General features: G+C 72.9%; 11 protein-coding genes. 6 read left to right on the forward strand and 5 right to left on the reverse strand.

Going from position 1 to position 15,075, the window contains the following annotated elements; genetic code table 11:
* Window positions 1–70: 70 nt before the first annotated feature.
* A complete protein-coding gene (locus tag Ade02nite_RS07590) occupies window positions 71–1,453 on the forward strand; it encodes a glycoside hydrolase family 43 protein (RefSeq protein WP_203760824.1) in 1,383 nt (460 codons plus the stop codon).
* On the opposite strand, the gene Ade02nite_RS07595 is transcribed toward Ade02nite_RS07590, so the two are convergent.
* Window positions 1,448–2,563: an FAD-dependent oxidoreductase gene (locus tag Ade02nite_RS07595; protein ID WP_203760825.1), complete on the reverse strand. Its 1,116-nt coding sequence runs from the start codon at window positions 2,561–2,563 to the stop codon at window positions 1,448–1,450. The genes Ade02nite_RS07590 and Ade02nite_RS07595 overlap by 6 nt on opposite strands.
* Before the next feature lie 114 nt (window positions 2,564–2,677).
* A complete protein-coding gene (locus tag Ade02nite_RS07600) occupies window positions 2,678–3,841 on the reverse strand; it encodes an FAD-dependent oxidoreductase (protein ID WP_203760826.1) in 1,164 nt (387 codons plus the stop codon).
* A gap of 99 nt (window positions 3,842–3,940) precedes the next feature.
* Between Ade02nite_RS07600 and Ade02nite_RS07605 the strand changes: the two genes are divergently transcribed.
* Entirely contained in the window at window positions 3,941–4,501 is a 561-nt protein-coding gene (locus tag Ade02nite_RS07605; RefSeq protein WP_203760827.1) for a TetR/AcrR family transcriptional regulator, read from the forward strand.
* 79 nt (window positions 4,502–4,580) lie between these two features.
* Here Ade02nite_RS07605 and Ade02nite_RS07610 read toward each other — a convergent pair whose 3' ends face one another.
* The gene (locus Ade02nite_RS07610; protein WP_203760834.1) at window positions 4,581–5,333 is read right to left on the reverse strand and encodes a peptidase; all 753 of its coding nucleotides are present in this window, start codon (window positions 5,331–5,333) and stop codon (window positions 4,581–4,583) included.
* Window positions 5,303–6,532 (reverse strand): VWA domain-containing protein, encoded by a 1,230-nt coding sequence (locus Ade02nite_RS07615; protein ID WP_379037486.1) that lies wholly within the window; start codon window positions 6,530–6,532, stop codon window positions 5,303–5,305. The genes Ade02nite_RS07610 and Ade02nite_RS07615 overlap by 31 nt, the downstream gene beginning before the upstream one ends.
* 326 nt (window positions 6,533–6,858) lie before the next feature.
* Here Ade02nite_RS07615 and Ade02nite_RS07620 point away from each other — a divergent pair, with 326 nt between their 5' ends.
* The gene (locus Ade02nite_RS07620) at window positions 6,859–7,698 is read left to right on the forward strand and encodes a response regulator (protein ID WP_203760829.1); all 840 of its coding nucleotides are present in this window, start codon (window positions 6,859–6,861) and stop codon (window positions 7,696–7,698) included.
* On the opposite strand, the gene Ade02nite_RS07625 is transcribed toward Ade02nite_RS07620, so the two are convergent.
* Window positions 7,685–10,561, reverse strand: a complete 2,877-nt coding sequence (locus Ade02nite_RS07625; protein ID WP_203760830.1) for a beta-galactosidase — start codon at window positions 10,559–10,561, stop codon at window positions 7,685–7,687. The genes Ade02nite_RS07620 and Ade02nite_RS07625 overlap by 14 nt on opposite strands.
* Before the next feature lie 95 nt (window positions 10,562–10,656).
* Between Ade02nite_RS07625 and Ade02nite_RS07630 the strand changes: the two genes are divergently transcribed.
* From Ade02nite_RS07630 to Ade02nite_RS07640, 3 genes are all read left to right on the forward strand, one after another.
* Window positions 10,657–12,291 carry a DUF4331 domain-containing protein gene (locus Ade02nite_RS07630; protein ID WP_203760831.1) on the forward strand — a complete coding sequence of 545 codons (1,635 nt, stop codon included), beginning with the start codon at window positions 10,657–10,659 and terminating at the stop codon, window positions 12,289–12,291.
* A gap of 35 nt (window positions 12,292–12,326) precedes the next feature.
* Complete coding sequence (locus tag Ade02nite_RS07635; protein WP_203760832.1) at window positions 12,327–13,619, forward strand: tetratricopeptide repeat protein; 1,293 nt, start codon at window positions 12,327–12,329, stop codon at window positions 13,617–13,619.
* Window positions 13,616–15,075 (forward strand): HoxN/HupN/NixA family nickel/cobalt transporter (locus tag Ade02nite_RS07640; RefSeq protein ID WP_498370398.1); only part of this gene is annotated, 1,460 nt, incomplete at its 3' end. The genes Ade02nite_RS07635 and Ade02nite_RS07640, both read left to right, overlap by 4 nt.

Genomic DNA, 15,075 nt, shown 5'->3' on the forward strand with positions numbered 1-15,075 from the left:
TCTATTTCGAGAGTCGATATTCAGATCCTGGAGTGAACGTTCACCTCCCCTTCCCCCGAGAGGAATCCCCGTGTCCCTGACCCGCAGAGAGTTCACCCGCCTCGCCGCGATGGGGGCGCTGACCGCGGCCACCACCGGCGCCGCCGTGCTCGGTTCGCCGTCGGCCGCGCTGGCGGCCAACACCGCCTACGTCTTCGCGTATTTCACCGAGACGCCCAACCGCGTCGGCTCGAACTACGGGCTGCACCTCGCCGTCAGCACCGACGGGCTCAACTGGCGGCCGCTCAACCAGAACAACCCGGTGGTGACCCCGACCGCCGGCACGCTCGGCCTGCGCGACCCGTTCATCCTGCGCAAGCAGGACGGCACCTTCGTCGTGCTGGCGACCGACCTCAACGGCACCGACTTCAGCCAGAACAACCAGTACCTGCACGTGTGGGACTCCACCGACCTGCGCAGCTTCACCGGCTACCGCCGGATCCGCATGCACGGCCTGGCCACGCACACCTGGGCGCCGACCGCCTTCTGGGTGGCCTCCCGCGGCCAGTACGCGATCGTCTACTCGGCCAGCAACGGCGCCGACGTCTTCATGGTGAACTACACGACCGATTTCCGGACGGTCACCGCCAACCAGGTCTACTTCAGTCCCGGGTACGGGGTCCTCGACGCCGACATCGTCGCGGACGGCTCGACGTTCTACATGTACTACAAGAACCTCGCCGACGGTCTCACCTACGGCGCGCGCTCGTCCACCGGCGCCCCGAACAGCTACACGAACTACACCAGCGGCCTGCGCCAGGGCAACGCCATGGAGGCGCCGCTGCTGATCCGCGACAACAGCGGCAGCGGCTGGCGGCTGTGGGGCGACTCGTTCAGCCCGGTCAACAACGACTTCTACGCCTGGTCGACGTCGACCATCAGCGCCAACGCGTGGACCGTGCTGAACCAGCGCGACTACACCCCGCCGCTGAACGCCAAGCACGGCTCCATCGTGGGCATCACCGGCGCCGAGTACGACGGCCTCGTCGCCCGCTGGGGCCTGCCCGCCTGGGTGCGCCTGAAGTCGTACAACTTCCCCGACCGGTACGTGCGGCACGCCGACAACGTGGGCCGCCTCGACGCGTACCCCTTCGACCCGTACCAGGATCAGCTGTGGCGCATGGTCCCCGGGCTGGCCGACGCCGCCGGCGTGTCCTTCGAGTCGGTCAACTACCCCGGCCGCTACCTGCGCCACAGCAACTACGCGATCCGCCTCGACGCCAGCGACGGCACCGCCACCTTCCGCGCCGACGCCACCTTCACCCGGGTCGCCGGCCTCGCCAACGGGTCGTGGTCCTCGTTCCGCTCGTACAACTTCCCGGACCGCCACCTGCGCCACGCCAACTACCTGCTGCGCATCGACCCGATCAGCACCGCGGTCGACCGCGAGGACGCCACCTTCCGGGTCTCATGACCCGAGCCGCTCGACGCCGAAGAACGCCATCATGTCCTCGGCCGTGGGCTGGTAAGCCGCCTGCCGGGCGTGCTCCTCGCTGCGGGGGAAGAGCGCTTGCTCGTACGAGGTGAGCGCGCCCTCGATGTCGCCGGGGTGCCCGGCGAGCGCGGCGCCCAGCTCGGCGGCGTCCTGCAGGGCCAGGTTGGCGCCCTCGCCGTCCGGCGGCGCCAGGTGCGCGGCGTCGCCCAGCAGGGTCACACCCGGCGTGCGGTCCCAGCGCAGCCCGGCCGGCAGTGCGTAGTGTGGGCGGTGGACCGGCGCGGTGTCGCTGCCGGTGAGAAGCGCGGTGAGCTCGGGGGCCCAGCCCTCGAACTCCCGCGCGATCCGCCGGGTGGCGGCGGCCGGGTCCCCGAAGTCGATGCCGGCGAACCACTCCAGCGGCTCGGTCAGCTCGATGTAGGCGTGCAGGGTGCCGCCGGCCTCGCGATGCGCGTTGATCTGCTTGCCCGCGAAGTCGCCGGCCACCATCGACCCGGCGCCGACCGCTCGGGCCGTCGCGGGGTGCCGGGTGTCGGCGTCGTACAGGAAGGTCTCGACGAACGACGTGCCGGCGTACGCGGGAACGGCCTCGGTGAGCAGCGGCCGCACCCGCGACCAGGCCCCGTCGGCACCCACCAGCAGGCCGGTGCGGACCGTGGCGCCGTCCGCGAAGGTCACCTCGTGTCGCCCGTCGCCGTCCGCGCGCACGCCCGTGACCCGGTGTCCCCACCGGACCGTCCCGGCCGGCAGCGAGTCGAGCAGGATCCGGCGCAGGTCGCCGCGCAGCACCTCGGGCCGCCCGGCGGTGCCGTCGTCCGGCTTGTCGAACAGGACCGTCCCGTCGGGGGCCAGCCCGCGGTAGGCTTCCCGGCCCTCGAGGACCGCGGCGCGGAACTCGGCGGTGAGGCCGGCGGCGGCCAGGGCCGGCCGGCCGTTGTAGTCGTGGATGTCGAGCATCCCGCCCTGGGTGCGCGCCGCCGGGGACGCCTCCGCCTCGTAGACGGCCGACGGGATGCCGTGGACGTGCAGGACGCGAGCGAGGGTGAGACCGCCGAGCCCCGCGCCGATGATCGTGACTGAGTTGTTCATGGTCACGAGCGTGGCGCGAAGCCCCTACAGACCGCTGACACGCCGCTGACGCCGGGCCACGCCGACCTGCGGTCAGGCCGGCTTGATGACGACTTTCAGGGCGGCGGGCTGTCGTCACCGGTGCGCGGGGCGTTCGAGGCTCGACAGGCGGAAGGCCAGGGACTCGCGGAACGCGGGAAGCAGCGACAGCGCCGACAGCGCGCCGTTGCGCAGCGGGCGCAGGGGCGCGGGCACGGTGGCGAGCCGGGTCAGCCGGGAGGCGAAGCGCACGACCTCGCGCGCGGCGGGGCGGCGCTCGGCCGCGTACCGGTCGAGGGGGGTCTCGGAGCCGGAGCCCAGCGTCTCGGTGAGCGCGCCGGCCAGCGCGAGCGCGTCGCGGAGGCCGAGGTTCATGCCCTGGCCGCCGGCGGGGCTGTGCACGTGCCCGGCGTCGCCGGCGAGCAGCACGGGGCCGGCGCGGAACGTGTCGGCGACGCGGTGGTGCACGCGGAACCGAGAGCCCCACACGACGTCGTCGACGCGCGCCCGTTCGCGGACGGGACCGCGGCCGTCCAGCAGGAACTGGATGTACGCCGCGCCGGGCTGCTCGGGCGCGTCACCGACGGCGGCGACGATGCGCACCGTGCCGTCGGGGAGCGGGGCCCACACGAGCAGGCCGGCGCGCGAGAAGTAGAGGACGACCTCGTCGCGGGGCGGGCCGCCGTGCACCTGCACGTCCGCCAGCGTGAACGACTCACCGCCGGTGGTGGCGCTGCCGCCGGCGCCGGAGGTGCCGAAGCCGATGCCGGCCAGGTGGCGCAGGGTGCTGTGCATGCCGTCGGCGGCCACCACGTAGCGGGCGGTGACCCGTTCGCCGGTCGCGAAGGTGACGGTGCGGCCGTCGAGCCCGGTGGCCTCGTAGCCGCGCAGGACGGTGCCGCCGGCCGCGGTGAGCCGGTCGCCGAGCACCGCTTCGGTGGTCGATTGGGGGACCATCAACGCGTACGGGTAAGGGGTCGGCAGTGTGTCGAAGGTGACCGGCACGAGCACCCGGTCACGGTCGCGGATCGTGAAGCGCGGCGCCGGGATCCCCGCGTCGACCAGCGGGGCGGCGGCGCCGATGCGGTCGAGGACCTCCAGCGTGCGGGCGTGCACGACGGCGGCCCGGCTGGTGTGCGCGGCGCCGGGCGCCCGGTCGGTGACGGTCACGGCGACGCCGGCCTGAGCGAGCGCGGTCGCGGTGGCGAGGCCCACGGGCCCGGCGCCGACGATCAGGACATCGGTGGTTGCGGGAAGCATTGCGAATCACCTGCCAACATCTGTTTGCCAACGCTTGTTGGCATAACGGTACGGCGCGGTGCCGTGACAGTCAACAGGTGTTGGCCTACGATTGTTGGCATGAGTGGGGAACGACCGAGGCGCTCCGACGGCACCCGAGCGGCGATCCTGCGCGCGGCCCGGGAGAGGTTCGCCGCAGACGGCTACGAGCGCGCCACCATCCGCGCGATCGCGGCGGACGCGGCCATCGACCCGTCGATGGTGATGCGCTACTACGGCAACAAGGAGCGGTTGTTCGCGGCGGCGGCCGAGTTCGACCTGCGCCTGCCGGACCTGTCCGCCGTGCCGGACGAGGAGGTCGCCACCGTCCTGATCCGCCACTTCCTGGACCGCTGGGAGGGCGACGAGACCCTGATGGCGCTCCTGCGCGCCGGCGTGACCAACCCGGCCGCGGCCGACCGCATGCGCGAGATCTTCGCGACCCAGCTGGTGCCCCTCGCCGAGCGCCTGGCACCCGGCGAGCCGCTGACCCGGGCCGGCCTGGTGGCGTCGCAGGTCCTGGGCCTGGCCCTGAGCCGCTATGTCCTGAAACTGCCCCCGATCACGGCCATGACCCGCGCCGAGGTTGTTGCTTGGACGGCTCCGGCGGTGCGCCACTACCTGCGCGGCCGCCCCGACTGAGCGGCCGGCTCCGGCTCCGGCTTCGGGCAGAACGAACGTTCTTTCTGCCCGAAGCCGAAGCCGAAGCCGCAAGCCCGGCTCAGGGGCGGCGCCGGCGGGTGAAGGAGAAGCCGACCAACCCGGCGACGGCCGCCAGGACGCCGCCGGTGGTGGTCCAGATCCAGCGGGACGAGAACTCGGGCACGAAGGAGAACGCCGACGTGTCGTCCGGGTCGGCCGAGGGGGAGACGGCGGGCGTGGGAACGTCCGCCGACACCGTGCCGGGGCGGCTGACCGGGTTGAGCGGCGCGGCCAGGGTGCCCTGGTCGGCGCCCGTGTCGCCCTTCTCGGCGGTCAGCGTCAGGTCCACCTTCAGCGGCAGGCCGAGGTCCTGTTCGGGGATCTCGGTCGAGGTGAGGCGCACGTAGTAGGTGCCGGGCAGCGGGTCCTGGTCGGACGGCTCCGCCCACGAGCGGATCTGGCGCAGGTCGCAGCCGAGGGTGATGTCCGTGGCGGCGGGCTCGGCGATCGGGCTCTGCTCGCCGGCCACGCACGGCTGGCGGCGGCGGAGGCCGTCGAAGACCTCGATGGTCCACGCCTGGGCGCCGTGGCGGTCGGCCGCGGGCGGCAGCGTGACCGTGGCGGTCAGGTGCGGCTGCTGGCCGGCCGTCGCGGGGAACGACCAATACAGGTAGTCGCCCGTGACCGCGGCCACCTGGACGGGCCGGTCCGCCTCGATGGGCGCGGCGGTGAGAAAGGACGTCCCGGCGCTGAGGCCGGCGGCGCCGGGCGCGAGGAGCAGGGCGGCGAGATGGGTGAGCATCAGTTCTCCCTCCAGGTGGCGACCCACCAGCGGGTCAGCCAGCCGGCCAGCACGCCGGCGATCAGGCCGGCCACGACGAGCACCAGCAGGAGCAGCCAGCCGCGGCCGAGGCCGGGCGCGTCGGGGGCGGTCGAGGCGGCGACGGTGTCGATGCTGAGCTCGAGCGGCATGCCGGGGGCGCCGGCCGAGGTGGCGGACGCGAAGGAGTTGCTCACGATCAGGCAGACGGTGTCGATGGCCTCGTCGCCGGGGGACCAGCGCAGGCCGGCCGAGATGACGTCGGCGCGCCCGCTGCTCGCGTCGAGGCCCCGCACCAGCTCGCGGCCGTTCGGAGTCGCGGCCTTCAGGAGGACGCCGTAGTCGCGGTTCACGGGGCGGTCCAGCGCGACGCTGACGGACGCCCGCAGTTCCTGGCCCGGTTGCAGCGGCACCCGGTAGTAGCGGTGCTCGCCGATGCGCTCCCGGTCGGTGAAGAGGCCGGCCGACAGCACCGGGGCCTTCTCGCACGTCGCGGCGCCGGTGACGGCCGCGGGGGTGACGGGCGGTGGTACGGCGGCGCGGTCCACGAGTTGGCGTACCCGGTCGGTCAGCTCCTGCTCGCTCGTCGCCGACGCGTAGGTGCCGCCGGTCGCCGTGGAGATGCAGACGAGCTGTTTGCGGGTCTTCTCGTCGGGGGTCAGCCCGAGCGTGTCCACGACCAGCTTGGTGCCCTGGGCCGCCAGCTGCCGCGCGACGGTGCACGGGTCCGGCGGCGTGCAGGTGTCCTCCCCGTCGGTGATCAGCACGATGCGCCGGGCCGCCTCGCCGGTGCCGAGGTCGCGTGCGGCCGCGCGCAGGGCGAGGCCGATCGGCGTGAAGCCGGTGGGCTGCAGCCGCGCGATGGCGTTCTTGGCGGCGACCGGCTCGACCGGCCCGATCGGCACGATCGACTGGGTGTCCTGGCAGCCCTTGCGCTTGTCGTCGCCGCCGTACGTGGCGCCGAGCACCCGGATGCCGAGCTGCGTGGTCTCCGGCAGCCCGTCGACGACCTGGCCGAAGGCCCGCTTGGCGACCGCGATGCGGGTCTCGCCGTCGATGTCCTTGGCGCGCATGGAGCCGCTGACGTCGAGGACGAGCTCCACCCGGGGTGGCTCGGAGGTCTCGTCGGCACGGGCCGGCGCGGCGCCCATCAACGTCGATGTGGCGATCAAACCGACTGATGCCCATATGGACAGTCTTCTGTGGATCACGCGGCAAGATCATAAGGCGTGCGGGCGGAGCCGCCGCACGCGGCCCAGACGGTGACCGGTATCGATGCCAGGGGGCCGAAGGCGCTTTCGAAGCAGGCGCGCGACCGCGTCAAGGCGTTCCTCCGCGCCTACGACGAGCGCCGCTTCCGAGGCGAGCGTGCGGCACATCGGCGGGACGGCGTACGTCGCGGTCGCCGGAACGGCCGGCGGGCGGCAGGTGACGGCCCGGGTCGAGGCGCCCTACGGCTGATCCGCCGATCCGCACACCTGGCGGCGGCGGCCCGCGTACGGTCGGAGGTGCCGGCATCACATCACGGGAGAGGCCGATGGCGACGATCCTGGTGGCCGACGACGAACCGGACGTCGCGGACCTTTTCACGACCGTATTGACGTCGGCGGGACACACGGTGCACACCGTGCCCGACGGGCCGTCCGCGCTCGCCCGCATCGCCGAGCTGAAGCCCGATCTGAGCGTCCTCGACCACTACATGCCCGAGATGACGGGGCTTCAGGTCGCCCAGCGGCTGCGCGACGATCCCGGCACGACCGGTCTGCCACTGCTGATGGTGAGCGCGTGCGCGCCGCCCACCGCGTTGCTCTACTGCAACGTCGTCCTCGCCAAGCCCGTGCCGCTCGGCCAGTTCCGCTCGGTCGTGAGCGACCTGCTCACGCCGCACGAGAACGACCCGCTGCGTGACCCCGACCGGCTGCGCGCCGCGGGGGTGGCGCTCGACGGCTACAGCGATCACACCGCCCAGCGGGTCGACAGGTTCGCCGCCGAGGTCGCCGCCGAGGTGGGCGCCGACATGGCGGCGGTCACCGTGGTCCTCGCCGACTCGGTCGCCGTCTACGGGGCGCACGCGTTCGGCGGGTGGATCCGGGAGGCCGGGGGGATGCCGGCGGAGTGGACGCCGTGCGCCCGGGTGGTCCGCGCCGGCGAGCCGGTCGTGATCGACGACCTCGCCGCCGACCCGGACCTCGCCGGCACCCCGCTGGTGACGATCAGCCAGGTCCGCTCGTACGCCGGGGTGCCGCTTGCCGGCGCCGCGGGCCACCGGATCGGCACCGTCTGCGTGATGGGGCACGACCCGGGCGCCTTCTCCGCCGCCACTGTCGACCAGCTCACCGCGCGCGCCGCGGAGGCCACGGCGTTCATCCGCCCGTAGGCGCCCAGGCGGGGGCCGCGACGAGCGGCACGTCCACGCCGCCGCGGACGGTGCCGAGGTTCGTCAGCGCCACCTTCTCGAGGCCGTTGCCGGGGCCGCCGTCGCTGGTGACCGCGAGGGCGAGGGTGTTGACGCCGTGCGGGTCGAGGATGCCGTTCGGCAGCACGAACGTGCCCTGCGGCCCGACGTCGGCGATGTACTGGCCGAGGTTCCACCCGTTCAGGAAGATCAGCGCCCGGTACCTCGCCGCCGACCGGGGCGTGCCCGGGTCGCCGATGGTCAGGCCCAGCGACGCGTCGTGGCCGGCGGGCACCGCCAGCCGGAACGTGCTGCGATACCACGTGGTGCCGGGCGCGGCCGTCGCGGCGGGCACGGCGGCCGTGTGCCAGGCGGCGTCGGGATAGCCGGGCAGGTGCACACCGGCGCGCTCGCCGGCCAGCCCGCCCGCGTTCGTGATGCCGCGTACCGGGTCGGCGGGGTCCTCGCCGCCGAGGTTGCCCTGGATCCGCCAGGTGGCGGCCGCGCCGAGCGACGTGGAGATCAGGCCGCGGCCCTCCTTGTGCGCGTCGTCGGCGTACACGTCCTGGGTGTGCCCGTTGTTGCGCACCATCACGGCGACGACGTGCTGCCCGGCGGTCCGGGACGAGGACGGCACGGTGAAGGTGGCCGTGGCGGTCCGCGGCGGCGACGGCTTTCCGGCGGGCAGCACGTTCTGGCCGAGGTAGGCGCCGTCGACCCAGACCTGCGCCAGGCCGGCGCCGCCGCCCCCGTACCGGATCCGCAGCGTCTCGACGCTGCCGGTCCAGCGGCCGCGATACCAGACGTCGCCCTGGTGGAAGCCGTAGTCGTCGGCGGTGAGCACGGGCTCGCCGGGCGGGGGCGGTGTGGTGGCGGCGGTCGTGGTGCGGCCGGCCGGCTGCCAGCCGGAGTCGTCGTAGCCGGGATCGGCCTCCGGCGAGCCGGGGGAGGAGCGCCAGACCAGATCGGGCAGCCGTACGGGATCAGCACCGTCGAGCCGGCCGTTCCACCGCACCCGCGTCCCGGGCGGGGCACCCCATACCCGCAGGCTCGTGCGGCCGGTCGTGTCCCCGCTCAACAGCAGATCCGAGCCCTCGTACGTGGCTGTGCGCACGAGCGCGGGCCCGCTCACGAGCACCGGGCCCGCCGGGGTGTCCTGCCGCCAGAGGGTCGCGGTCGCCTCGTCGTCGGCGAGCAGCAGGGTGAGCGGCGGCCGGCCACCGCCGGTGATCCGCACCTCGGTGAGACCGTCGTGCACGTACGTCAGGCGCAGGTCGCCCGTGGCCGCGTCGTAGCTGCTCCGCACGTCACCGGAGACGGCCGGCGCGCTCGGGTAGCGCAGCACCGTCTCGCCGCTCTCGCCCCGGCGGCCGTGGAAGAGCGCGGTGCCGGCGAAGTGGGTCATCAGCTCGGACGTGGAGTAGACCAGGTGCTGAGCGTCCATGTCGTAATCGGCGACGAGCAGCTTGGCGTCCAGCCCGTTCAGGCGTACCGCCAGGGTGTGATCGCCGTCCTCGGTCGAGATGGGGAAGGTGAACGCGTCGTCGGTGGTGGCGCTGGACGGGTGGTGCATGGCGACGTAGAGGTGCGCGCCGGAGTGCGGGTTGACGTCGTGGTAGACCTTGACCTTCGCCGACGACGGGGTGACCGGATCGCCGCGGTCCAGCTCGGTGAGCGGTGCGAAGCTCTGCACGAACATGCCGAGCTGCTTCATCGTGGTCGCCTTGGGCCGCGGCTGCCGGGCCTCGTCGATCGCGGCGCCGTAGTCGTAGGAGGTGTAGACGACCGGCGACGGCAGCCAGCCCCAGGACGTGCCCCCGTACGTCATGTAGAAGTTCTGGATGCTCAGGCCGTTGGCGATGTTCGTGCCGTAGAAGACGCGCTGGTAGCCGGAGCCTGCCTCCCGCGCGAGGCAGGGATAGGCGCCCGGCCCGCCCCAGTGGTCGAACCAGCCGCCGCCGAACTCGGCCGTGAAGCCCGGGGTGCGTGGTGAGGCGGAGGCCCCGCCCTTGGCGCCGCCGGGACCCCACAGGCCGAAGTCGGGCGCGTCCTTCGGCGCCTCGCCGCAGCGCTGCGGGCCGACGTAGGCGTCGAAGGCGTACAGGCCGGTCGGTCCCTCGACGGTGCCGGGCACCTCGGAGCTGCGCGGCACCCAATAGCCGTTGCGGCCCACGTCGTTGTGGAAGATCGGCACGGTGATGCCGTCGGCGCGGACCCGGCGGGCGAGGCGCAGCATGTACCGTTGCTGCGCGGCGCCGGTGACGAAGAGCTCGTTCTCGATCTGCTGGAGGATCACCGTGCCGGTGCCCTCGGTGAACTGGTGCCGCCCGATGATCGCGTCGATGCGGGTCATCCACTCGTCGGCGGCGGCGAGATAGCTCGGTGCGTCGCTGCGGGCCCGCCCGGGGTCGTTGCTCAGCCAGCCCGGGAAGCCGCCGCTGCTGGTCTCGGCGTTGATGTACGGGCCGGGACGCGCGATCACGTACAGCCCGGTCTGCGCGGCGATGTCGAGCAGCAGGTCCACGTCGCGGACGCCGCCGAAGTCGTACACGCCCCTCTTCGGCGAGTGGTACGCCCAGTTGAAGTAGATCGACACGGCGTTGTAGCCGTTCGCCTTCATCTTCTGCAGCACGTCGCGCCACAGCCCGGGGCTCGGCAGCCGCCAGTACGCGAACTCGCCCGACCAGATGTACGTCCGCTTGCCGTCGAGCAGGAGCGAGTACTTGTCGTACGTCACCGTGTGCTTCGCGGTGGCGGGGACCGGGGTCCGCGGCACGGCCCCGCCCAGCGCCGCCGCCAGCACGGCGAGCACCACGACGAGCGCGGTCCTGCGGATCAAGGTCATGACGCAAACGTAGTGGCCGTTCGTGCCAATTCGCCGCGGGGACCCATCCGGCGTCCGCCCCGCGCCGAACCTCTCGCGACATCGGGAGGGGAACAATGATCAAACGATCACTGGCGGCGGCCGGAGCCGTCGCACTCGTCGTGTCGCTCACCGCGCTCGGGCCCGGCGCCTCCACGGCGTCCAGCCACCGCGAGGCGCCGCTCATCGCCAGCGACCCGGCCGCCGACAACACCGACCTCTACGCCTTCGTGAGCCCGGACCGCCCGGGCTACGTGACGATGATCGCCAACTGGATCCCGTTCGAGGAGCCCGACGGCGGGCCCAACTTCTACCCGTTCGCCACCGACGCCGCGTACCGCATCAACGTCGACAGCGACGGCGACGCCAAGCCGGACGCGGTCTTCCGGTGGACCTTCAAGAACGTCGACAAGCGCGGCACCAAGACCTTCCTCTACAACGACGGCCCGGTCACCTCGCTCGACGACCAGAACCTGCTGTTCAAGCAGACCTACACGCTCGAGTCGTCGTTCAACGGCGAGCCCTTCAAGACCCGCGTCAGCGACGCACCGGTCGCGCCGTCGCGGATCGGCGCCGCCTCGATGCCCGACTACCAGAAGCTGCGCGACCAGTCGACCATCCAGCTCAAGGGCGGCTGGAAGCTGTTCGCGGGCCAGGCCGACGACCCGTTCTTCCTCGACCTGCGCGTCTTCGACCTGCTGTACGGCGGGGACCTCAGCGAGACGGGCACCGACACGCTGGCCGGCTACAACGTGAACACCATCGCCCTGCAGGTGCCGTTCAAGGACGTGGCGCTCAAGGGCGACGCGGACCGCAACCCGGTCGTCGGCGTCTGGACCACCACCGAGCGCAGCCGCTACCGGATGACCGGCGGCGACGCCTCCGCGCCGCGGGGCAACGACAGCGTGCAGGTGTCGCGGCTCGGCAACCCGCTGGTCAACGAGGTCGTCGTGCCGGCCGGCCTGAAGGACGCGTTCAACTCGATCTCGCCGGACAAGGACGCCGGCATCCCGCAGGTGGTCAAGCGGGTCACCGACCCGGAGCTGCCCCGCCTGATCGAGAAGATCTACGGGGTGAAGGCCCCGCCGGCGCCGCGCAACGACCTGGTCGAGATCTACCTGACCGGCATCACCACGAAGGTGAAGGGCCCGATCAAGGCGGACCTGAACTCGCAGCTGAACAACAAGGACGTCGACGCGAGCCGGTTCCGGCCCTCGGAGATGCTGCGGCTCAACCTCGGCGTGCCGGTCAGCGCCCAGCCGCAGCGGCTCGGCGTGCTCGCCAAGGACCTTCAGGGCTTCCCGAACGGGCGTCGGCTGACCGACGACGTCGTGGACATCTCGGTGCAGGCGGTCGAGGGCGCGGCGCAGAGCGGCAAGCTGGTGGACGCGCTGGCCGCGGGCGACAAGGTGGACGCGAACGACAACCCGTTCGGCGGCACGTTCCCGTACGTGGCGCTGCCCAACCAGGGCCCGGCCTCTCCTTCTCCGGCCGCGGCTTCCCCCTCTTCCCCTTCCTCTCCGTCTCCTTCTGACGAGCCTCAGCCCTCGATCACGCCCGCGGCGTCGTCGAGCGGGCTCAGCAACTCGTCCGCGCTGCTGGGCGGTGTGCTGGGCGCGGTCGCGCTGGTCACGATGCTCACCGTCTGGTGGCTGATGCGGCGACGGCGGCTGTCCCGGCCGTCCGCCGACGACGACACGGTCATCTTCTGAGCGCGCGTGTCCCCCGTACGAGGAAGGAACCTCCCATGAAACGAGCTGTCACCGTGGCCCTGGCCGCGATCGCCCTGCTCGCCGTGGGCGCGATCTTCGGACTGCGGGGGACACCCGCCCCGCCCGAGCCGGCCGCCGCCATCGCCCGCACCGACCGGCTCGAGCAGACGGTCACCCAGGCGCGGCAGCGGCTGCGCACCCTGCCCCGCGACCACCGGACCTGGGCCCAATTGGGTCTGGCATATGTGGAGCAGGCCCGGGTGAGCGCCGACCCGAGCCGGTATCCGATGGCCGAGGAGGCGCTGCGCCGCTCGCTGGCCGTGCGCCCGCGCGACAACCCGGACGCCCAGGTCGGCCTCGGCGCCCTGGCGAACGCCCGGCACGACTTCACCGCCGCGCGCGGGCACGCCCAGGCCGCGCTGAGGGTCAACCCCTATTCCTCCGACGCGTACGGGGTGCTGGCCGACGCCGAGACCCAGCTGGGCCGTCCGGCGGCGGCGAGCGCGGCCGTGCAGCGCATGCTCGACCTGCGGCCCGGGCTCGCCGCGTACGCCAGGGCCTCGTACGACCTGGAACAGAAGGGCCGCCTCACGGAGGCCACGGCTCTGATGCGGCGCGCCCTGGCCGCCGCGGTGGACCCGGCTGACATCGCCTTCTGCCGCAACCAGCTGGGCGACCTGGCCTGGTTTCGCGGCGACCTGACGGGCGCCGCGGCCGAATACGAGGCCGGCCTGGCGGCGGCTCCCGACTATCACCCCCTGCTGCGCGGCCGGGCCCGCGTGTCGGCCGCCACCGGCAACGTGGACGCGGCGGTGGCCGACCTGCGAGCGGTGACGGCGCGAACCCCCACCCCCGAGACCCTGATGGAGTACGCGGAGACGCTGCGCCTCGCGGGCCGTGCCGAGGAGGCCGCGCGCCAGCTCACCCTGGCCGCCGCCGCCCACCAGCTCTTCGTGGCCAACGGCGGCCGCGACGAGCTGACCGCCGCCCAGCTGGCCCTGGCCACGGGCGACCCCCACAAGGCCGTGACCGCCGCGACGACAGAGTGGCGCCGCCGCCCGTTCGCCGAGGTCGCCGACGTGCTGGCCCAGGCCCTCCACACCACGGGCCAGGACAAAGCGGCACTGCCGTACGCCCAGCAGGCGACCGCCGCGAGCCCGCAGAACGCCGCCTACGCCTACCACAAGGCCCTGATCGCCCTCTCCCTCGGCGACCACGAGAGCGCCCGCGCCGACCTGCGCCGCGCCCGCACCCTGAACCCCCACTTCTCGCCCGTGGACGGCCCGAACGCCGCCCGGGCCCTGGCCGCCCTGGAGTCCCGGCGATGAAACGCCTTTCGGTTGTCGCGCTCTTCTCCTTCCTGGCCTTCGCGGCCCTGTCGTCCACGCCCGCTGCCGCTTCCGCTTTGTCGTCGGCTCCTGGCTTGTCGTCGGCGTCCGCTTTGTCGTCCGCTCCCGCTTTGTCGTCCGCTCCCGGCTTGTCGTCCGCTCCCGGCTTGTCGTCCGCGCTCGCCGCTGCCCACCCGCTGGGCAACTTCTCCGTCAACCGCTACGCCGGCCTGACCCTCCACCCCGACCGCGTGGATGCCTTGACGGTCGCCGACCTGGCCGAGCTCCCCACCTTGCAGGACCCACCCCCGACATGCGACGAAGCCGCAGCCGCCCTGACCGTCACCGTCGCCGGCACCGGCCTGCGCTGGACCGTCAAAGACGCCCACCTGGCCCACGAAAAAGGCGCAGGCGGCTTGCAGACCACCCGCCTGACCTGCCGCCTGTCCGCCCCCACATCCTTCGAGGGCACCACACCGATCGAGATGGCCAACACCTTCCGCGACACCCACATAGGCTGGCGCGAGCTGGTAGCCACCGGCACCGGCGTCCAGCTGACCAACTCCCCACTGCCCACAGTGAGCCCCAGCAACGAGCTACGCTCCTACCCCCGCGACCTCCTCGCCGCTCCGTCCGACGTGCGATCGGCCTCCTTCACCGCCTCACCAGGCCCCGCCACCGACTGCTCTTCTTCCTCTCCCGGCTCAGCCTCGCCCGCTTCCTCTCCCGCGGCCTCGCCGTGCCCGATCGCGGCGGCGCCGGCGCCCGCCGACCGTCCCCTCAGCCTCAGCGGTCCCCTGGCCGGCGCCGAGCGCCGGCTCGAAAACCTCGTAGGCAACCGCCTGACCCCCTTGGTCGGTGTGCTGGCTGTCCTCCTCTCCCTGCTCCTCGGCGCCGCCCACGCCGCCCTCCCCGGCCACGGCAAGACCGTCATGGCCGCCTACCTGGCCGGCACCCAGGGCCGCCCCCGAGACGCCGTCCTCGTAGGTGCCACCGTCACCTTCACCCACACAGCCGGCGTGCTGGCCTTGGGCCTCCTGCTGACCACTGTCGCCGGCATAGCAGGCGAAACGGTCCTGAGCTGGCTAGGCATCGCAAGCGGCACCCTCGTCGCCGCAGTCGGCCTCATCGCCCTCGTCTCAGCGATAGGCCGCCGCACCTCCCTCGACCACACCCACACCCACGCCGCCACACCCGGCCACGCCCACCCGCACTCCCACGCCCACGACGGCGGCCATGTCCCCACACACGGCCCCGACCACGCGCGCGGTCGCGATCATGCGCCCGGTCTGGACCATGGGCCCGGTCTCGACCATGGGCCGGGTCGCGATCATGCGCGCGGTCACGATCACGCACCCGGTCTCGACCATGGGCCGGGTCGCGATCACGGGCCGGGTCGCGATCATGCGCGCGGTCACGATCACGCACCCGGTCTCCACCACGGGCCCGGTCTCGA

Origin of the sequence: Paractinoplanes deccanensis (genome assembly GCF_016862115.1) — a bacterium.
GTDB lineage: Bacteria > Actinomycetota > Actinomycetes > Mycobacteriales > Micromonosporaceae > Actinoplanes > Actinoplanes deccanensis.

Bases quoted from the DNA above. Each gene is read 5' to 3' on its own strand.
- Ade02nite_RS07595 (WP_203760825.1), bottom strand. From the start codon at position 2,563: ATGAACAACTCAGTCACGATCATCGGCGCGGGGCTCGGCGGTCTCACC.
- Ade02nite_RS07600 (WP_203760826.1), bottom strand. From the start codon at position 3,841: ATGCTTCCCGCAACCACCGATGTCCTGATCGTCGGCGCCGGGCCCGTG.
- Ade02nite_RS07605 (WP_203760827.1), top strand. From the start codon at position 3,941: ATGAGTGGGGAACGACCGAGGCGCTCCGACGGCACCCGAGCGGCGATC.
- Ade02nite_RS07620 (WP_203760829.1), top strand. From the start codon at position 6,859: ATGGCGACGATCCTGGTGGCCGACGACGAACCGGACGTCGCGGACCTT.
- Ade02nite_RS07625 (WP_203760830.1), bottom strand. From the start codon at position 10,561: ATGACCTTGATCCGCAGGACCGCGCTCGTCGTGGTGCTCGCCGTGCTG.
- Ade02nite_RS07630 (WP_203760831.1), top strand. From the start codon at position 10,657: ATGATCAAACGATCACTGGCGGCGGCCGGAGCCGTCGCACTCGTCGTG.
- Ade02nite_RS07635 (WP_203760832.1), top strand. From the start codon at position 12,327: ATGAAACGAGCTGTCACCGTGGCCCTGGCCGCGATCGCCCTGCTCGCC.